The following is an 18291-nucleotide window of genomic DNA, read 5'->3' as shown; positions in this document are numbered from 1 at the left end:
ATATTATCTAAAAGGGGATGTATGAGGATGTCGTCATCCAGAGTGTTAAAGTGGGTAACTGGTGGTTTAGAGGCGATTTTAGGTGTACCAATATTAGGAGCCACTATAGTGATTAGTTTCTTATGGTTGCCTTTACTTGTAATGCTGATACTACATATTACTACACTTGTTCTTACTAAAAACGAAGGGGGTTCAATTACTGGCAGTGTATTAGGGATTGTTACCTCTTGCATTGCTTGGATCCCATTTGTCGGGATGATTATGCATATCATTTCAGCAATTTTTCTAATGATTGATGCTGCGAAACCGGAAATTAACAAAACTGATTTTGCATAACTTAGTGATAGAAAAAAGAATCTTATAAATAAAGAAAAGTCCATCGATTTCTGATGGACTTTTTTATATTCGGTTAATAAAATAATTTTGTTTGAAGTATATCGAGAGCGCGATCAATTTCTTGTAAATCTTCTTTGGAAGCATTTCGTATTCGATCTAGAAAACGTAACTCAACTTTTGCAAAGGCTTCGTTCATCAGCGCCTCCCCATCTTTTGAAAGACAAATATATTGTTTTCGACGATCTTCCGTATCGCTTATTTTTTTGATTAAGTTTTTTTCACTTAACTTTTTCAACTCACGACTTGTATTTGACATAGACATATGCTGACAATCGCTAATATCGCTAGGAGTAACAGGCTGACTAACGGTTATATATTCAAGAATTTTATATTGAACTGGTGTGATGGACTCCGATTTGGCGTTTTGTGTTAACTCATGGGTCACACGATGTACAGAAGTTAATAATGTTATGCATTTATTAAAAAGAATTTTTTTGTCCATAGTTTTCACCTCTTATTGCTAACATAACAAAAAGGTTATCTAAAACAATTATCAATTGACAACTAAAAAATTCGTGCTATCATTAATTATCAAATGATAAGTAAAAGGAGTGTAATGATGAATACCCTTGTGATTTACACATACCCCAATCATAAAAGTTTAAATTATGCATTCTTACAGAAAGTAATGGAAGGTAGTAATGAAAATCCTAATATAAAAGAGTTACAATTATTAGATTTGTATGAAGAGGGCTTTGATCCACTTCTCAAATTTAATGAGCATAAACGTAGACGTGACATGTACTGTGATCCGAAACTTGAAAAATATAGAAACCAAATTACTTGGGCCGACAAGATAGTTTTTATTTATCCGATTTGGTGGGGTAGACCTCCAGCGATGCTACTGGGATATATTGATCAATTATTCGCTGCAAATTTTGCCTATAGGGATAAGAAGGGTCTCATACCCGAGGGGCTATTAAAAGGAAAATCAGTAGTATGTGTATCCACTATGAAGGGACCTACAAACTACATATTTGTTTGGTTGAATAATGCACATAAAATATTAATGAAACGGGCCCTATTCAGTTTTGTTGGAATAAAAAAAGTGAAGTTTTTTGTAATTCGGTAACATGGAAAATGTCAATGGAAAGCAAATTAAAAAATTAAATAAGATATATCGATATTTTAAAAAAGTGAAGGATTAAATAATATTACTGTTTTATAATGGAACTTCTGAAGCGAGAGGTACTTTTAAAAACGTATTTTTAAAAGAGTAGTAGGAACTATTGTAGAAGGAGGTTTATAAAACTTTCATTATGTTATACTAATTAAAAGAAAGATTGTGGAAACAAAAAGAAAAGACGTTCACTCGTTGTTGAAACTGGAAGTACATTGGCTGTAGTTAGGATATGAACTCAACTGTAATATTCTTTAATAGAAACAACTACAAGAAGAGACATCATGCAACGAAGATGTCTCTTCTTTTTTATATTTCATATTCAGTTCATAAAGAGATGTTAAAGTAACTTTTGTAAAAGAGTTTGTTAGGAGGAAGAAAACAATGAAAGAAGAAAAAAGTGAAAACAAATTAAAAAATTGGCGACAATTTTTCAATTAATAAAAGAAACGGAACCACCTAAGCTTCTATTAATTATTGCACTTTGTATGAGCTTTGCAACAACGGGGGTAGGATTTATCGTCCCATTATTCACCAAGCAATTAGTAGACGGATTTTCGATTGATTCTCTAAACTATTGGCAAATTATTTTGTTAGTGATTGCTTTTGTTGCGCAAGCGATCGCAAGTGGGCTTTCGATTTATTTATTAAATCGTGTTGGTCATCATGTAGTTGCCAATTTAAGAGATCGATTATGGAGAAAATTACTCCATTTACCGATACCTTATTATGACGAGAATGATACCGGTGAGACGCTAAGTCGTGTGACCAATGACACTTCTGTTGTGAAAGAGCTTATTACAGAACATCTTGCGAATTGTTTAACAGGAATTATTGCAATTATCGGTTCTGTTACGATTTTACTATTTTTGGATTGGAAAATGACATTAGTAATGCTGATCGCAGTCCCGATTGCGATGGTTATTTTAATGCTACTCGGTAAACGGATGTATGTAATTTCAAAAGGGATGCAAGACGAAACAGCAAAATTTACTGCTGTGTTGAATCAAGTTTTACCGGAAACACGCTTAGTGAAAGCTTCCAATGCAGAGGATTTGGAATATAAGCGAGGAAAAAAAGGGATTACCAATCTATTTCAATTTGGATTAAAAGAAGCGAAAATACATGCGCTGATCAGTCCTTTAATTTCCTTCGTTCTAATGATTGTACTCGTTGCAATAATTGGATATGGCGGTGTACGTGTCTCTTCAGGAGAGCTAACTGCTGGTGATATGGTCGCGTTTATTTTATATTTAATTCAAATTATTATTCCGATGACACAGTTAACGATGTTCTTTACGCAGCTTCAAAAAGCAATGGGGGCAACGGAACGCATTAGTACAGTACTAGAACATGATGAAGAAAATGTACATGCAGGTAAGAAGCTAGAAGTAGTTAATGAACCAATCCATGTGCATCATGTAGACTTTGCATACAGAGAAGAGAACATTTTATCGGATATCGGTTTTACGATTGAACCGGGTAAAGTAACGGCTATAGTAGGACCAAGTGGTGGTGGGAAAACGACAACATTTTCTCTTTTAGAGCGGTATTATCAACCAACAAAAGGAAATATTAAACTGGGGGATACTCCAATTGATATGTTTTCCTTACATTCTTGGAGAAGTAAAATTGGATATGTTGCACAGGAAAGTGCACTATTATCTGGGACGATACGCGAAAATATTTGTTATGGAATTGAAAAGAATGTGGATGATACCGAGCTTGAAAGAGTAGCGAAAATGGCATATGCCGATCAATTTATAGAAGCACTTCCAGATAAATTTGATACAGAAGTAGGGGAAAGAGGGATTAAACTTTCCGGCGGCCAACGACAACGGATTGCAATTGCCAGAGCATTATTACGTGATCCTCAAATTTTAATGCTAGATGAAGCGACTTCAAGCCTGGATAGTAAATCAGAAATTTATGTGCAAAAAGCACTCGATAATTTAATGAAAGGCAGAACGACACTAGTAATTGCTCATCGTCTTTCTACGGTTGTGGATGCAGATAATATCTTATTTATGGAGAACGGGCATATTACGGGAAGTGGTACACATTATACACTATTTCAAACACATGCCATGTACCGAGAGTTTGCCAAACAACAATTGCGAATTGAGGAATAAGTGCGAAGGGATTTGTTGCTATGACAAAGCTATTAGTTGTAGATGATGAGGAACATATTAGAGAGCTGATAAAAGTGTTTTTGCAAAATGAGGGATTTAGCGTACTAGGAGCGGTGGATGGTGTGGATGCACTGTCCAAGCTTGAGTCGGAAAAGATTGATATGGTTATTATGGATATTATGATGCCGAACATGGACGGATGGGAGTTGTGTAAGGAAATACGAATGTATCAGGAGGATTTACCGATTCTTATGCTGACGGCAAAAGGAGAAACGACTCAAAAAGTAAAAGGATTTAATCTTGGTACAGATGATTACATGGTGAAACCTTTTGAACCAGCGGAGTTAATCGTACGGGTAAAATCCATTTTAAAGCGTTACCGTATTTCTTTATCTCAAACAGTTGAAGTTGGCCATCTTCAGATGAACCGCAATACGTACGAACTGGTATATTTGGATGAAAATATTACGCTACGATTAAAGGAATTTGAGCTTTTATTTACATTAGCAAGTTATCCTGGAAAAACATTTTCACGTGAGCAATTAATAGAAGAAATCTGGGGATTCGATTATGAAGGGGATGAGCGAACAGTAGATGTGCACATTAAAAGGCTCCGTGAAAGATTCCCAGAAGAAGAAAGTGGGTTTACGATACGTACGATTCGCGGACTTGGGTATCGATTGGAGCTTGAATTATGAGTGATTGGAAGTTTATAGGCAAGATTCTAGCGGTGATTGTACTATTTCTTGTCGCTACTACTGTTTTTTCGTTCTTTTCTTTTCATTTAACCTCTTTTCTTTATGATTGGATTGGAAAGTATCCTCAAGGGTACTGGCAGCAACTCATCACTGTAATAGGGGTAATAATTTTCTTTTGGTGTACAGCCATCATTACTTTTCTGTTCGGTTCTAAAAGACAGCGGGTTTATTGGGATTCGATTGTAGGGGCTTTGCGACAAATGGCCACTGGTGATTTTAATGTAAAATTAGATTTTAAAGCAAATGAACGGGATCAGTTTGGCCAGCTCATTAGTGGGATAAATAATATGGCGGTTGAACTAGGAGAGATGGAGAAGATGCGTCAAGAATTTATTTCCAATGTTTCGCATGAAATTCAGTCTCCGTTAACATCTATTAATGGTTTTGCGAAAGCGCTGAAAAATATTGATATGACCGATGAAAAACGACTTCATTATTTAACAATCATCGAAATGGAAAGTAGTAGATTATCAAAGATTAGTGATAATTTATTGAAACTAACGTCATTAGAATCACAGCATCATCCATTCGAACCGAAATCATATAGGCTAGATAAACAATTGAAAAGCGCTGTGTTAGCTTGTGAGCCAAGCTGGTTAAGTAAAAATATTGAAATGGATATTCAGCTAGATGAAGTGACTATAGTAGCGGATGAAGATTTGATGAATCAGGTATGGATGAATTTACTTAATAATAGTATTAAGTTTACGCCCAATGGAGGAACCATTCGCATTCATATGAGGAAACAAAACGAAACAGCGATTATTTCTGTCAAAGACAATGGAATAGGAATGACAGAAGAAGATCAGAAGCATGTTTTTGAACGGTTTTTTAAATCGGATAAATCGAGAACAGCGGTAAATGGCGGGAGCGGCTTAGGGCTTTCCATAGTGAAAAGAATAGTAGATATGCATGACGGAAGTATAACGGTTCAAAGTAAGCTTGCGGAAAGCACAGAATTTATTACAATAATGCCTTTAAAGCAGCGTTCAAGCGATTTGGTGTGATTATTCTAGTCATTTTCCGATAGACTACGGCGGGAAAATTCTTTGGTTACTTCAATTAGAAGCAATCAAAGAATTTTATGGTTAATACAATAGGTTAATCCCTCTTCCTATTTTGAAGAGGGATTTAAAATGATTATTTAAAAATAGGCACTTTTTTCAACACAACACAAACTGGAAGAGCTATAACCATACCTACAACAATCTGAACGAGATTGCCGGGAATAGAAGCTAATGGAATAATCCAGCTACCAAATATAACCCGTTCACAAATATAATACACAGCTAACATAACAGGAACTGAACAGATTGTCCCAACTAGATTGAAGACATAACTGTTTCCTTTACGACCATTTGACCAAGCAATTTTTCCAACAATATATCCTTGTAGACCTCGAGCAACAATTGTGAATGGCGCCCACAAAGTCCATCCCATCATTAAATCGAATAACCCCATACCAACAGCTCCGGCAATTGCCCCTTTTTTAGGACCAAATAAAATAGAAGCGATAAAGAGCATAGCTGTACCAAGATGAACTAAACCGCCGTTTGCTGAGATAGGTAGTTTAATATTTAGAAGAACTGTTGCAACAAACACGAGCGCAATTAACATCGAAGTGATGATTAAATCGGTCGTATTCGTTCTCGAATAACTATTAATTGAGTTCATAATTTTATACCTGTCTTTCTTTATGTATTTGTCGATAACTTTATCAAAATTATGGCACTTGTAAAAGCGTCAGTTTAGGACAAAACTTAAGGGCCAGTTTTATTGTTCTAGGATTAAAAAATGAGATATCCGACAATTAACTTGTCGAATATCTCATCTTATAAGCAGTATGTTTTATTTTGTATAGTTATCAAAATAACCTTGAATGAAGATAATTGGTGTTCCTTTGTCGCCACTTCCAGAAGTTAAATCAGATAAAGAGCCGATTAGATCTGTCAGTTTTCTCGGAGTTGTCCCTTGTGCTTCCATTGCACCGACAAGATCTTCATTTTTATTTGTGATAAATTCTGAAATAGCTTGTTTCAGTTCTTCGCCTCTTAAATCAGCAAAGTTATTATCCGCAAGGTATTTTAACTTCACTTCATTTGGTGTGCCATCAAGTCCGGCTGTATAAGCAGGAGATACAACTGGATCTGCAAGTTCCCAAATCTTACCGACTGGGTCTTTGAAAGCTCCATCTCCGTATACCATAACTTCTACATTTTTACCTGTTTTTTCGTTTAGCATCTGTTGGATTTTATCAACAAGAGGCTGACAATTACGTGGGAAAAGTTTCACGCTATCTTCTGTTGATTTGTTTGATCCAAGTAGACCATATGCATCATTAAATCCACTACCATCAATAGATGTAGATAAGATATCATCCAGGCCGTAAATTTTCTCTCCGCCATTTGCTTTCAAAATTCTTTTCGTTCTAAATCTTGTATGGATATCACAAGTAAGAACATTTTTCGTGTAATCTAAAATAGTTTTTGCATTATTAGAGAAAATTACTTCACATTCCACACCAAATTCTTCGATTAATGATTTGTAGTACTCAATATAATCGACTCCAGTAAACGTATGTTTAATATAGCCAAAATGATCACGGAATTGTTTTTCTGTTAGAACATCTGTCCAAGGATTTACTCCTTTTTCGTCAAGTAAATCTATGTCTACCAAGTGATTGCCAACTTCGTCCGATGGATAGCTTAGCATTAATACAACTTTTTTAGCACCTTTTGCTATACCGCGAAGAATGTTTGCAAAGCGATTACGACTTAATATTGGGAAGATAACGCCAACAGTTTCCTCTCCAAATTTTGCTTCCACATCTTTTGCGATATGTTCAATCGTTGCATAATTTCCTTGCGCACGTGCAACGATGGATTCTGTTAACGTAACGATATCTTTGTCTTGAATTGTAAATCCTTCTACCTCTGCAGCATTTAATACGCTATCTACAACGATTTCTTCGATGTTATCTCCTTGATTGATGATAGGGCAACGAAGTCCTCTTACAACTGTTCCTACAACTCTTTCCAAAATGATCGCTCCTTAATAAGCACAAAAAATTTATTTTAAAATCGTACCTACTTGTACTATACAGGTTATTAATGGTATAAGTAAAATGAATATATCAAATAGCTGGTATAAGAGGTGCTTATATGGTTAGTAAATTAGATTTATACAAAGTGTTTTGGAGGGTTGCCCTTAGTAAAAGTTTTTCAAAGGCTGCAAAGGAACTTTATATGACACAACCGGCTGTTAGCCAGTCTATCATGCAGCTAGAAAGAGAGTTAGACATCCGTCTTTTTAATAGAACACCAAGAGGAGTTTCTTTAACAAATGAAGGGAGTCTCCTTTTTGAATATGTGAGCTCAGCTTTGAATTTAATCGATGTTGGGGAAGAGAAGATGCTTGAATTTAAGCATTTAACAGCTGGGCAATTGACAATAGGGGTAGGAGATACGATCTCGCGATATTATTTACTTCCCTATTTAGAAGCCTTTCATATGAAGTATCCGAATATAAAATTCAAGATTGAGAACGGTACAACACTAGAGCTTTGTTCGATGTTAAAATCAGGTGTAATTGATATTGCGATTTGTAATTTTCCAATCGATGATCCAACATTAGAACAAATTCCATGTATGGATATACACGATGTATTTGTTTGTGGTGAAAAATATAAAAATCTATTCTCTCAGCCAACAAACCTAGAAGAAGTGGTGAAACTCCCACTCATATTATTGGAACCCAGTTCGATTTCTAGAAAGTACGTAGAGGATTATATATTTTCTAAAGGGATAAAGATAGCTCCTGAGTTTGAATTAGGATCTCATGATTTGTTATTAGAATTCGCTAAAATAAATTTAGGTATTGCATGTGTTACAAAGGAATTCTCGCAAGAATATATAAAAAAAGGGTTATTATATGAAGTGCCTTTAGTAGAAGAAATACCAAAGAGAAGTGTTGGGGTATGTTTTTTAAAGAGTGTATCCTTATCTCAAGCGTCCAAAAAGTTTGTAGAGATTATTGAAAATGGGCAAGATTAATAAAGTTAGGGAAGAGAATGGGCTATCAAACTTAATTGTTTGATAGCCTCTATTCATAAAGCCTTACAAAAAATCCTTCTGTTTCGGACCAATCGCAATAAGCGATGTTTTTAAGATTTGTATACCCTTGCTCAGATAGATTGGTTATTAACCAAGTACGATCTTTTCCGACTGTAGTTAATATATCATCTTTCACTTCCCCTTCATCGATCAATAGTGAAGTCGGTTCCTGATCGCTTGCTTCTGTTTGGATATCTCCATTTTTTACTGCTTCATAATCCGCATATTTATTAATCGTTACATCTCCTCCGGGCTCCAGAAACAGATCGCGTACTTCACGAAGAGAGAAGACACCTTGTTTTCTTAGCGCAGAACGAAGCTGTTCCATTTCGAGATTATGCTTATTAAATTTCTTCATGTCTAACTCACCATTACTTATCAGCTGAGCGGGTTCTCCTTTTAGTAGTATCCGAACAGGGTTCCATTGTTTGGCTGCTTTTTCAATAAGAAATATAAGGACTGCCCACAAAGCGATTGCAAACAGAAAATGAGTGATTTTTATTTTCTCGTCAAATAAACTTTCTTCTAGTATTCCACCAAGCACGAGTGTGTATATAAAATCGTACGGTGTCAGTTGAGCAAGCTCTTTTTTACCAAGAAGGCGGATAACAATCATTAATGCGGCAAGTCCGACTGTAAGTTTCACTAATGTATCTAAATACACTTAAGATCTCCTCCATTCGGATAGTATACAATGGTATACCCTCTTTCTCTTCTAAGTAAGCACTTGTTTAATATTCATGTTTTGTACACTTGTGAAGTATACTTTAATAAGGTATTATTACTAATATTTAACGGGGAATTTAGAAGGCGAGAGAGATAATATGAAAATCATAACAGTTGAAAATATCGTCCGTACATTTTCATTTGATGTGTTAACAGGGCAGGATCAGTTACATCGTGTACTGAAAAAATCGAAAGTTCGTCGACCTGGACTAGAATTTATGGATAAGTTTGATTTTATTGCGACTGAGCATGTCCAAATCTTAGGGAAAAATGAAATAAATTACTTACATACCCTTTCAGATCAAGAGTGCAAATTACGTATCGGTAACATTGTTCAATATGATCCACCATGTATTATCATCACATCCAACCAAGATGAGCCACTTGGATTAATCCAATATTGCGTGGAAAAAAAGATTCCAGTATTGCGTACCCAAGACTCAACAAGTGAGGTAAGCGCAAAGTTAGATGCTTATGTGGTAAAGGCGATGGCAGAAGAAATCGCAATCCACGGTGTTTGTGTGAATGTAGCTGGAATCGGGATTTTGTTGCGCGGTAAATCAGGTGTCGGAAAAAGCGAAACTGCCCATATTTTAATCGGGCGCGGACATCGTTTAGTAGCAGATGATATTGTCGTTTTGAAAAAGCTGAGCCCCCAAACATTGCTAGGCTCGCATAATGAAAAAAACAAAGAATTTCTTGCTTTACGAAGTATTGGCTTATTAAATGTCGTGCGGTTATACGGAAGAGCCGCATTTCAAGATGAAACAAGAATTGCACTAGATATCGAGTTAACCAAATGGGAGGATAACACACTCAATAACGAGCTTGAATTAGCAATGAAATTTACGGAATATATGGGGGTACAAATTCCACATATCCAAATCCAATTACAGCCAGGTCGAGATGTTGCTGGTTTAATAGAAGCCGCGGCAAATAACTGGTATTTGAAGCAGCAAGGCTATAGTGCAGCTGAAGAATTCGTGAAACGGCTGGAGCAGGATTTTGATAACTCTAATAAAAACTGATTTGAAAAACCTATCCTTAACTCTACATTTATGTGAGAGAAGGGTAGGTTTTTTATTAGGAATGAAAATTATATTAATCAATAGTAGTAACTTAAATTCAATGAATAAAAATGAATAAAGGTTTGTGATTGTTGCATTTAAAACTATTAAAATACATAATAGATAAATTTAAATTTTAAATTGTCAAAATATAAAGAAAAAGTGTAAGATAATTCTACACTTTATAATAGGAGGATTTAAAATGTATACTAACCAACTTAATCAAATGAAAAAGAATTTTAAACAGACTGATGTAATTTGCATCGTGGATATCAATGGAAACGTATTGTATTACAACAATTATAATGATGTTTGTAATAAATTTGGGAGTAACGATGTTTTAGGTAAACCATTTTTAGAATTATACCCATGGTTAACGCATGAGACTAGTACACTACTAAGAGTATTGGAAAAGGGTGAACCAATAGTTAATGAATTTCAAACGGTTGAAGTTGACCAAAACTTTACAGTAAATGCTGTAAATTCCGCTTTTCCACTAAAAAATAAATCCGCTTTAATAGGCGCCGTGATTGTCTCGACTAATGTGGATAAAGAGCCTGACAAAAAGAACAATAAAAATAGAACTAATAATGCTGATTATTCATCACTTCAAGCAAAATATACCTATGATGACATTATTACAACAAATAAAGAGTTAGAAAACACTAAAAAAATATTAGAAAGAGCTTCTTCAAGAGATTCCAATATTCTTATATACGGAGAATCGGGTACAGGGAAAGAATTGTTTGCACATTCTATTCATAATGGAAGCAATAGGAGTGAGAAAGCTTTTGTTGCTCAAAATTGTGCTGCCATACCCAGTACATTGATTGAAAGTATTTTGTTTGGTTCAACAAAAGGAAGCTTTACTGGAGCTGAAGAGAAGAAAGGAATTTTTGAAATTGCTGATGGAGGTACTATTTTTTTGGATGAAATTAATTCGATGCCTATCGATATGCAAGTTAAGCTATTAAGAGTAATTGAAGAGAAATGTGTTAGACGGATAGGAAGTCATACCAATATTCCGTTAGATGTAAGAATTATAGCCTCAACAAACGAACATCCCGAAAGGTTAATTGCAGAAAACAAATTTAGAATGGATTTATTTTATCGCTTGAATGTAATTAGTATCAATATCCCTCCTTTAAGAGAGCGAAAAGAGGATATTAACTATCTAAGCGATTTTTTTATTAACTACTTTAATCAAGCATTTAAAGAGAATATAAAGTCTATTCATCCAGATGCTCAACTGATTTTAAATACATATGATTGGCCAGGGAATGTTAGAGAATTAAGGAACTGTATTGAGGCATCTTTTAATAATGTTAGCGGCAATATTATTATGGTTAAAGACCTTCCGAAATATATAATTACCTCAGAAAAAGTATTGCCTACAAACAATTCGACGAAGAGTCATTCGTTAATTGAAATGATGGATGAATTCGAAAGAAAAATAATTAAAGATACATTAACTATGACAAACTATAATATTTCGAAGACTGCAAGATTGCTGAAAGTTCCAAGACAAACAGTTTATTACAAAATAAATAAGTATGAAATAACAAAGAATGAAATAGAAATGTAGAATTTTCTTACACCTTAGATAAATTATAAGGGGTAAAGAAGATAAAAATAAATATTATATGAACTAGTTAACTATTAGTATCCCTCTTTTTAATACAAATATTTGAGTATAAATAAATTTTGGCATGAAAATTGCATATTACTTTTACAGGTTTAAAAAACTGTAATTAAAAAGGAGGTTTCTAGGTGAAAGATAAGGGCATGTCTACGAAGGATTTTTTTGGATTAGCATTTGGAAGTATGATTGGAATTGGATGGGTTATTTCTATTCCAGCTTGGATGTCGACAGCTGGTAGTGTTGGAGCAATTATTGCAGTAGCTCTTACGATGTGTATGATTATTCCAATTGGATTTGTCTACGGCGAATTGACGGCAAGTCTAAAAGTATCGGGCGGAGAATTTGCATATACGTTTAAGGCTTTGGGAAAATTACCAGCATTTATTTGTGGATGGTTCTTAATTCTTGGTTACCTAATAATATTACCGTGGGTGGCTATTTCAATTTCCCTTTTAGCTAGCTATGTATTTCCAGCTCTAAATTCTATTCCACTATATACAGTTTTCACCTATCAGGTTTATTTGCCACAGTTGATTGTTAGCCTGATTGTGGTAGGAACGATAGTGTACATGAACTGGAAAGGAACAAAGCAATCTACCATTTTTCAAAATACCGCGACATTAATGATGATTTTGACGTTTATTGTCTTTATTGTAGGTGGAATTTTTATTGGGGATGCAAACAATATTAGTCCTTTATTTGCTTCAAAGGGCGAAGTGAGCAGTATAGTTTTAGCAATGTCTGCTATTCTTTTCTTTATGAATGGATTTGATACAATTCCAAAAACAGTAGATGAAGCAAAAAGCAAAATCAATTATTCCAATTTAGGAAAGGCTATAGTTGGAACAATTCTTCTTGGAGGAGTTCTTTATATATTAATCATTATTGCATCGAGTTTTATTATGCCAGCCAATCAAATAGGGGGATTAGGAACTCTCCCACTAATTAATGCTCTCGAAGTAACGACTGGCTCAAAAATTTTACCTTACATTGTATCCTTTGGCGCGTTGATGGGGGTAATAACAACATTTAATGGATTTTTATTAGCTGGAAGTCGATTGATTTCTTCATTTTCAAAAGCAGGATTTTTGCCTGATATTTTTTCAAAGAGTCATCCAAAGTATAAAACTCCACATGTGACTTTATTATTTATGACTATCGTCACTATTCTAGGTATTTTATTAGGAAGTGGTGTTCTTCTTCCATTCATTATAATGGGAGGGATATCTTTTCTAATTGCTTGGTTTTGTATGGCTTTGAGTAGCGTGAAACTTCGAAAAACACATCCAAACATGGATCGCCCATATAAGATCCCTGGTGGTACTAGAATGGCTTACATTGCTACTTTATTTTCGGGTTTGTTTTTAGTTTTGATGATTATTCCCGGTACCCCGATTTCTATGGGGAAAATTGAGTATATATTATTTATCTCATGGATGTTTTTAGGAGTTTTATTATATACATTTCGTCAGAAAAAAGAAGTCGTATTGCATACAACAATTATAAGAAAAGAGGATGGAGCAATTGAGTAAACAAAAATTTGGTATCGTCGGATTTCCATGGGATGGAGGAGCCTCTTTAGGAAGACCTGGTGCTCGTTTTGGTCCTGGGAAAATACGTGAAGCATTTTCGTGGTTTATGAATCGAATAGAAGATAATAAAGTATACAATGTTGAAAAGAGAAAAACATATCTGCTACAAGAAAATGGTATACAAGATTATGGAGATATCGATATTGCTGCTTACAGTACAGAGATTACATTTCAAAATGCAGAAAGGAAAGTTAACGAATTATTAAATAATGATGTATTTCCATTTGTTTTAGGAGGAGATCATTCTATTTCATATCCAGTGATAAAAGCTTTACATGATAGCACGGAAGGAAAGATTGGTATTATCCAATTTGATGCTCACCTGGATTTGGTTGACGAATCTCCAATACAAGGAAGGTTTTCACAAAGTAGTCAAATGCGTAGAGCACTGGAACTTCCACGAGTGAACCCAGAGCATATTGTACAGATTGGGGTTCGCAGTATTAATTATCCTTGGTATGAATCTTACTTAAAAGAAAGCGGTATTAAACAAATTACAGCAAGAGAGGTTCATCAAAGTACACCGGAAGAAGTAGTTAGAGAGACGATGAGGGCTCTAGAGGATGTAGATAAAATTTATTTAACTTTCGATATTGACGTATTAGATCCTGCTTACGCTCCGGGAACTGGTGCTAATGAGCCTGGAGGTTTAACTCCTGTACAATGTATGACAATGCTAGATCTTCTCTACTCAGAAATAGATGTATTCGACATAGCTGAAGTAAATCCACTGTATGACTTTCAGGATATTACTACAACTTTTGCTGCGCGAATTATGTTTGATTGCGCAGTAGAAAGATTAAGCGAATAAAAGATCGGAAGGAAGTTAATGGGACTTGTCGCAAGAATAGCAAAACTAAAGTAGATTGTTAAAAGACTAGTAGATTAAAGGAAAGGTTAATCAATCCTTTATAATACGGGACATCCTCGAAAGTGGAGGGTGTCCCGTATTTTACTTAATCAACTGTAACGGAGAGTTCTTTTACTCGTAATGAAGGAGAACCGTAACCGCCTGGACGGAAATGTAAATCGGATCCAATCTCTTCAATATCATTTATAAGATCGAAGAAGTTACCAGCAATCGTCATCTGTTTAACGGGAGAGGAAATCTTTCCGTCTTTTATATGAAAGCCCGTAGCCGCAACCGAAAAATCTCCGGAAATCGTATTTGTCCCGGAATGAAGTCCGGCAAGGTTCGTAATGAGGACCCCGTTATCTAAAGAAGCAATTAGGTCATCCTGACTTTTTTCACCTGGTGCGATGAACATATTTAGTGGTGCTATAGTAAGTGTGCTTTTATAAGATGTTTTATGTGCATGACCTGTTGTCTCTACACCATCGATTTTTGCCGTTTTTCGGTTATGAAGTAATGTTTCTAGAGTCCCGTTTGAAACGATGCTTCTTGTTTTAGTTGCAACACCTTCACCATCGAAATTAGATCCCGCAACGGCGTCAGGGTGGAAGGGATCATCCAGCAAAGTAAAGATATCCGATGCGACCTTTTTCCCGACTTTACCTTTCAAGAGCGACTGATCCTTTTGTGTATTTTCAGCTGAGAAAATGGGTGTAAATGTCGCAAGTAACGACGCTGCTGCATCATGTCGCATAATAATCGGGTACCTTCTAGTTGGAATGGACTGTTCACCGAGATAAGACAATGCTTCTTCTGCTGCTTCTTTTGCAATTTTATCGGCTTCGAGAGAACCGAAATCACGAGTTAACTTAATAAAACTACCTGTTTTCATTTCTTCCCCATCTTTGACGACTGCGGAAATGAAGATAACTATACCATTCTTTTTTTCTTTCAATGAAAGGCCTTTACTATTAGCTAGGATACGGTCACCAGAAAAATCTTGGAGAACGCAGTAGTTAAGCGATACAATCCGTGGATCGTATGCGAGCACTTTCTTTTCAATAGATTTAATGAGTTCAATCTTTTCGGTGATTTGAATATTTGCAAGCTCTTCGCTAAAAAACGTATGATTAGGATAATCTTTACTCCCACCGAAAATATCCGAACCATCGTCTTCATCAAGGACATCTGCATTTGCTTTTGCACTTTTAATTAAAAAAGGGATGGAATCTTCATCGATTTTTTCTGTATAGGCGTAGCCCATTTTTCCGTTGTAAAGACCTCTAAGTCCAAGACCGCCTTCTTCAGACGTTTCGTAGCTATCAATTTCTCCTTCAAAAATCATACATTGGAATGATTCCGAACGTTCATAATACACTTCCGCTTCCTGGAAACCAGCATCTATTGCCTTACTAAGTAGTTCTTCTTGAAACTCAGTGATTTGCATGTTTTATTCCCCCTTTGTCCCACCGACTGTAATTTCACTGATACGGATCATCGGCTGCCCGACATTAACTGGTAAGCTCCCACTTATAGAGCCGCACATTCCTGCTCCATGGGCTAAGTTATTGCCGACCTTATCTACAAGCTGCAATGTTTTTGCCCCATTTCCAATAAGGGTTGCACCACGAACAGGTCGGTCAATTTTTCCGTTTTTCACGAGGTAAGCTTCCGAAACAGCGAAATTATAATCGCCAGTAGCTGGATTAACAGAACCACCACCCATATATTTTGCATATAGGCCATTTTCAGTCGATGCAATAATTTCTTCTGGTGTCGACGTCCCAGGAGCAATATACGTATTTGTCATACGAGAAGTTGGATTGAATCGGTAAGACTCACGTCGAGAAGATCCTGTTGCTTCTGCATTCATACGACGGGCATTAAATTTATCGATCAGATAACCTTTTAAAATCCCGTTTTCTATTAAGACATTCTTGCGTGTTTTTTCGCCTTCATCATCGATATTTAAGGAACCCCATTCATTTGGCAGAGTACCGTCATCGATATATGTCACAATATCAGGTGCAACTTTTTCGCCTATTCGATTTGCGAAAACAGAATTATTTTTGGCGACAGAAGTGGCTTCCAGTCCGTGTCCACATGCTTCATGAAAAATAACGCCGCCAAATTCATTATCAATAATGACAGGGAATTTACCACTAGGACATTCATCCGCACCAAGCATTGTTATAGCAATACGTGCAGCTTCACCTGCATAATGCTCCAAATTTAAATTCTCAATAAATTCAAATCCTGCATGCGCTCCCGGTCCATAAAATCCAGTTTGCATTTCCAAACCGTCAGAAGCGGTCGCTTGTATGGATAGCCTACTATGGACGCGAGTATCTTCCACAAATTTGCCTTCTGAATTGGCGATTAGCACATGCTGTTCTTCGTCGATATAACGTAGTCCGACTTGTCGGATTCGTTCATCATAATTTCTAGCAATCTCATTTGCCTTTCTCATAACGGCTACTTTTCGAGCATGCTCCACATTTTTTGGCATTTGTCCAATTTGATGAATAGGAAGGACCATTTCTTTTCGAAGTGGATGGATAGTTCCATTTGTTCCATTTTTAATAGCATGCGCTGCTCGTTTTGCAGCTCGCAACAAGCCTTCTTCAGAAAAATCAGTCGTGTAAGTATAAATACTTTGCAAACCTGAAAAAATACGGATACCAATACCAAAATCGCGACCGGATATACTTTTCTCTATCTTTCCGCTTTGTAATTCCAATCTGTTTACATATTTATCTTCAATGAACACTTCTGAAAAATCACCGCCATTCGAGAGTGCGGCTTCTAACACATTTTCAATAATGGATTGTTTAATCATATTTTTTCCCCCTTCAACTAATAATTATAGCTTAAGGTTTTTAAGAATACACTTACTAGAAAAATAATTTAGTATTTTCAGTCACTTACATATGATTAAGTTAATTTTTTCAGTAGTATAGCTAATATCGATAGAAGGGGCTCCCTTGATATTCTAAGAATAAAAAAACATGCCACCGCAATTACGGTGACATGTTTTTGCTTACTGAAGAATATTGGGGATATTTGGGTTATTGGCAGCTGATTTGGACGTAGCGTTAATTACAGAAGCATCAACTGTTGCAGTGTCAGTTTTTTGTGTGCTTTTGCTATTTGTTGAGGTGGTTTGCTTCTTCGTGCTGTTTGTAGCCGAAGCCGTTTTCGTATTGTCTGCATTTGCAGAAGCGTTTTTATTCCCGTTTGCGGATCCGTTTGTAGCATTCTGGGTATTCGCATTCGCATTAGAAGTTGTTGCTTTGCTAGGTGTTCCGCTTGTCGCAGTAGCTTGTTTTCCGTTGCTATTTCCTCCAGCAGCGTTTTGTGATCCCGCCATGGTGGATGCTACATCGTTCACGAATTGACCAACTTTAGGTGCTACCGTTTGAGCGATGTTGCCAATAGTTTGAGCGTTTGTCCCGCTAGCCATTTGTTGAGTCGCACTTGCACCGGTTAGCTTTTGAGCAAGACTACCAACCATCTGCATAAGGTTTCCACCCATTTGACTCGAACTGTTACTGGAAGCATTTTGTTGAGACCCTGATTCACTACTCATAGATGCACTGGTACCTGTAGAAGATGCTTGCGAAGTGTTCTCACTCATCATTTTGTCCATCACATTACTCATCGCTTTAGTAGGGCAAAATTTAGTGGCACCTTCTGCTACTTTCATGGAACCAAATAGAACAAGCATTTTTCCGCTTCTGCTCTTTGGTTCACGTAACATTCTAACCGTACCATAAGCGGTTAGGACAGAGCCCAACATGAAACGGGCAAAGGCAGCACTAGGACTCAGGTTTTGTTGACTTTTTGTCATCTGTGTAAATCCTCCAATCTGTAGTTTAACAATGTTTTATCCT

General features: G+C 36.0%; 15 protein-coding genes and 2 pseudogenes. 10 read left to right on the top strand and 7 right to left on the bottom strand.

What is annotated here, in order from left to right; all coding sequences use genetic code 11:
- The first annotated feature begins 27 nt into the window (after window positions 1–27).
- Complete coding sequence (locus tag OR571_RS20265; RefSeq protein ID WP_142537677.1) at window positions 28–336, top strand: hypothetical protein; 309 nt, start codon at window positions 28–30, stop codon at window positions 334–336.
- Window positions 337–409: 73 nt separating this feature from the next.
- Here the strand turns inward: OR571_RS20265 and OR571_RS20260 are convergent, their stop codons facing one another.
- The gene (locus tag OR571_RS20260) at window positions 410–838 is read right to left on the bottom strand and encodes a MarR family winged helix-turn-helix transcriptional regulator (protein WP_282245535.1); all 429 of its coding nucleotides are present in this window, start codon (window positions 836–838) and stop codon (window positions 410–412) included.
- A 117-nt stretch (window positions 839–955) separates the two neighbouring features.
- Here OR571_RS20260 and OR571_RS20255 point away from each other — a divergent pair.
- The 4 genes and pseudogenes from OR571_RS20255 to OR571_RS20240 all read left to right on the top strand — a co-directional run bounded on the left by OR571_RS20255 (window position 956) and on the right by OR571_RS20240 (window position 5413).
- Window positions 956–1544: pseudogene (locus OR571_RS20255) on the top strand (NAD(P)H-dependent oxidoreductase).
- Between the two features lie 356 nt (window positions 1545–1900).
- Window positions 1901–3648 (top strand): annotated as a pseudogene (locus tag OR571_RS20250) (ABC transporter ATP-binding protein).
- A gap of 20 nt (window positions 3649–3668) precedes the next feature.
- Window positions 3669–4346: a response regulator transcription factor gene (locus tag OR571_RS20245; RefSeq protein ID WP_282245533.1), complete on the top strand. Its 678-nt coding sequence runs from the start codon at window positions 3669–3671 to the stop codon at window positions 4344–4346.
- A complete protein-coding gene (locus OR571_RS20240; protein ID WP_282245531.1) occupies window positions 4343–5413 on the top strand; it encodes a sensor histidine kinase in 1071 nt (356 codons plus the stop codon). The genes OR571_RS20245 and OR571_RS20240 overlap by 4 nt, the downstream gene beginning before the upstream one ends.
- Window positions 5414–5546: 133 nt before the next feature.
- Here OR571_RS20240 and OR571_RS20235 read toward each other — a convergent pair whose 3' ends face one another.
- Complete coding sequence (locus tag OR571_RS20235; protein ID WP_282245529.1) at window positions 5547–6080, bottom strand: ECF transporter S component; 534 nt, start codon at window positions 6078–6080, stop codon at window positions 5547–5549.
- A gap of 174 nt (window positions 6081–6254) precedes the next feature.
- Window positions 6255–7445 (bottom strand): coenzyme F420-0:L-glutamate ligase, encoded by a 1191-nt coding sequence (locus tag OR571_RS20230; protein WP_282245528.1) that lies wholly within the window; start codon window positions 7443–7445, stop codon window positions 6255–6257.
- Between the two features lie 122 nt (window positions 7446–7567).
- Here OR571_RS20230 and OR571_RS20225 point away from each other — a divergent pair, with 122 nt between their 5' ends.
- Window positions 7568–8458, top strand: a complete 891-nt coding sequence (locus tag OR571_RS20225; protein ID WP_282245526.1) for a LysR family transcriptional regulator — start codon at window positions 7568–7570, stop codon at window positions 8456–8458.
- 49 nt (window positions 8459–8507) lie between these two features.
- Here OR571_RS20225 and OR571_RS20220 read toward each other — a convergent pair whose 3' ends face one another.
- Window positions 8508–9182 (bottom strand): DUF421 domain-containing protein, encoded by a 675-nt coding sequence (locus tag OR571_RS20220; RefSeq protein WP_282245524.1) that lies wholly within the window; start codon window positions 9180–9182, stop codon window positions 8508–8510.
- Window positions 9183–9342: 160 nt separating this feature from the next.
- Between OR571_RS20220 and hprK the strand changes: the two genes are divergently transcribed.
- The 4 genes from hprK to OR571_RS20200 all read left to right on the top strand — a co-directional run bounded on the left by hprK (window position 9343) and on the right by OR571_RS20200 (window position 14356).
- The gene (hprK, locus tag OR571_RS20215; RefSeq protein WP_282245522.1) at window positions 9343–10272 is read left to right on the top strand and encodes an HPr(Ser) kinase/phosphatase; all 930 of its coding nucleotides are present in this window, start codon (window positions 9343–9345) and stop codon (window positions 10270–10272) included.
- 241 nt (window positions 10273–10513) lie between these two features.
- Window positions 10514–11896 carry a sigma-54 interaction domain-containing protein gene (locus tag OR571_RS20210; RefSeq protein ID WP_282245519.1) on the top strand — a complete coding sequence of 461 codons (1383 nt, stop codon included), beginning with the start codon at window positions 10514–10516 and terminating at the stop codon, window positions 11894–11896.
- Between the two features lie 185 nt (window positions 11897–12081).
- A complete protein-coding gene (locus OR571_RS20205; protein WP_282245517.1) occupies window positions 12082–13485 on the top strand; it encodes an APC family permease in 1404 nt (467 codons plus the stop codon).
- Window positions 13469–14356 carry an agmatinase family protein gene (locus OR571_RS20200; protein WP_282245516.1) on the top strand — a complete coding sequence of 296 codons (888 nt, stop codon included), beginning with the start codon at window positions 13469–13471 and terminating at the stop codon, window positions 14354–14356. Before OR571_RS20205 ends, OR571_RS20200 begins: the two co-directional genes overlap by 17 nt.
- A 145-nt stretch (window positions 14357–14501) precedes the next feature.
- On the opposite strand, the gene OR571_RS20195 is transcribed toward OR571_RS20200, so the two are convergent.
- The 3 genes from OR571_RS20195 to OR571_RS20185 form a co-directional block, all read right to left on the bottom strand.
- Window positions 14502–15845: a TldD/PmbA family protein gene (locus OR571_RS20195; RefSeq protein ID WP_282245514.1), complete on the bottom strand. Its 1344-nt coding sequence runs from the start codon at window positions 15843–15845 to the stop codon at window positions 14502–14504.
- A 3-nt stretch (window positions 15846–15848) separates the two neighbouring features.
- Entirely contained in the window at window positions 15849–17237 is a 1389-nt protein-coding gene (locus tag OR571_RS20190) for a TldD/PmbA family protein (protein ID WP_282245512.1), read from the bottom strand.
- A gap of 201 nt (window positions 17238–17438) precedes the next feature.
- A complete protein-coding gene (locus OR571_RS20185) occupies window positions 17439–18248 on the bottom strand; it encodes a YgaP-like transmembrane domain (protein ID WP_282245510.1) in 810 nt (269 codons plus the stop codon).
- Window positions 18249–18291 lie beyond the last annotated feature (43 nt).

This window comes from Psychrobacillus sp. NEAU-3TGS, from assembly GCF_029955155.1.
Lineage (GTDB): Bacteria > Bacillota > Bacilli > Bacillales_A > Planococcaceae > Psychrobacillus.
This window is presented reverse-complemented; position numbering and strand designations above follow the sequence as displayed.

Bases quoted from the DNA above. Each gene is read 5' to 3' on its own strand.
- OR571_RS20225 (WP_282245526.1), top strand. From the start codon at position 7,568: ATGGTTAGTAAATTAGATTTATACAAAGTGTTTTGGAGGGTTGCCCTT.
- OR571_RS20265 (WP_142537677.1), top strand. From the start codon at position 28: ATGTCGTCATCCAGAGTGTTAAAGTGGGTAACTGGTGGTTTAGAGGCG.
- hprK (WP_282245522.1), top strand. From the start codon at position 9,343: ATGAAAATCATAACAGTTGAAAATATCGTCCGTACATTTTCATTTGAT.
- OR571_RS20245 (WP_282245533.1), top strand. From the start codon at position 3,669: ATGACAAAGCTATTAGTTGTAGATGATGAGGAACATATTAGAGAGCTG.
- OR571_RS20260 (WP_282245535.1), bottom strand. From the start codon at position 838: ATGGACAAAAAAATTCTTTTTAATAAATGCATAACATTATTAACTTCT.
- OR571_RS20210 (WP_282245519.1), top strand. From the start codon at position 10,514: ATGTATACTAACCAACTTAATCAAATGAAAAAGAATTTTAAACAGACT.
- OR571_RS20195 (WP_282245514.1), bottom strand. From the start codon at position 15,845: ATGCAAATCACTGAGTTTCAAGAAGAACTACTTAGTAAGGCAATAGAT.
- OR571_RS20185 (WP_282245510.1), bottom strand. From the start codon at position 18,248: ATGACAAAAAGTCAACAAAACCTGAGTCCTAGTGCTGCCTTTGCCCGT.
- OR571_RS20200 (WP_282245516.1), top strand. From the start codon at position 13,469: ATGGAGCAATTGAGTAAACAAAAATTTGGTATCGTCGGATTTCCATGG.
- OR571_RS20235 (WP_282245529.1), bottom strand. From the start codon at position 6,080: ATGAACTCAATTAATAGTTATTCGAGAACGAATACGACCGATTTAATC.
- OR571_RS20240 (WP_282245531.1), top strand. From the start codon at position 4,343: ATGAGTGATTGGAAGTTTATAGGCAAGATTCTAGCGGTGATTGTACTA.
- OR571_RS20190 (WP_282245512.1), bottom strand. From the start codon at position 17,237: ATGATTAAACAATCCATTATTGAAAATGTGTTAGAAGCCGCACTCTCG.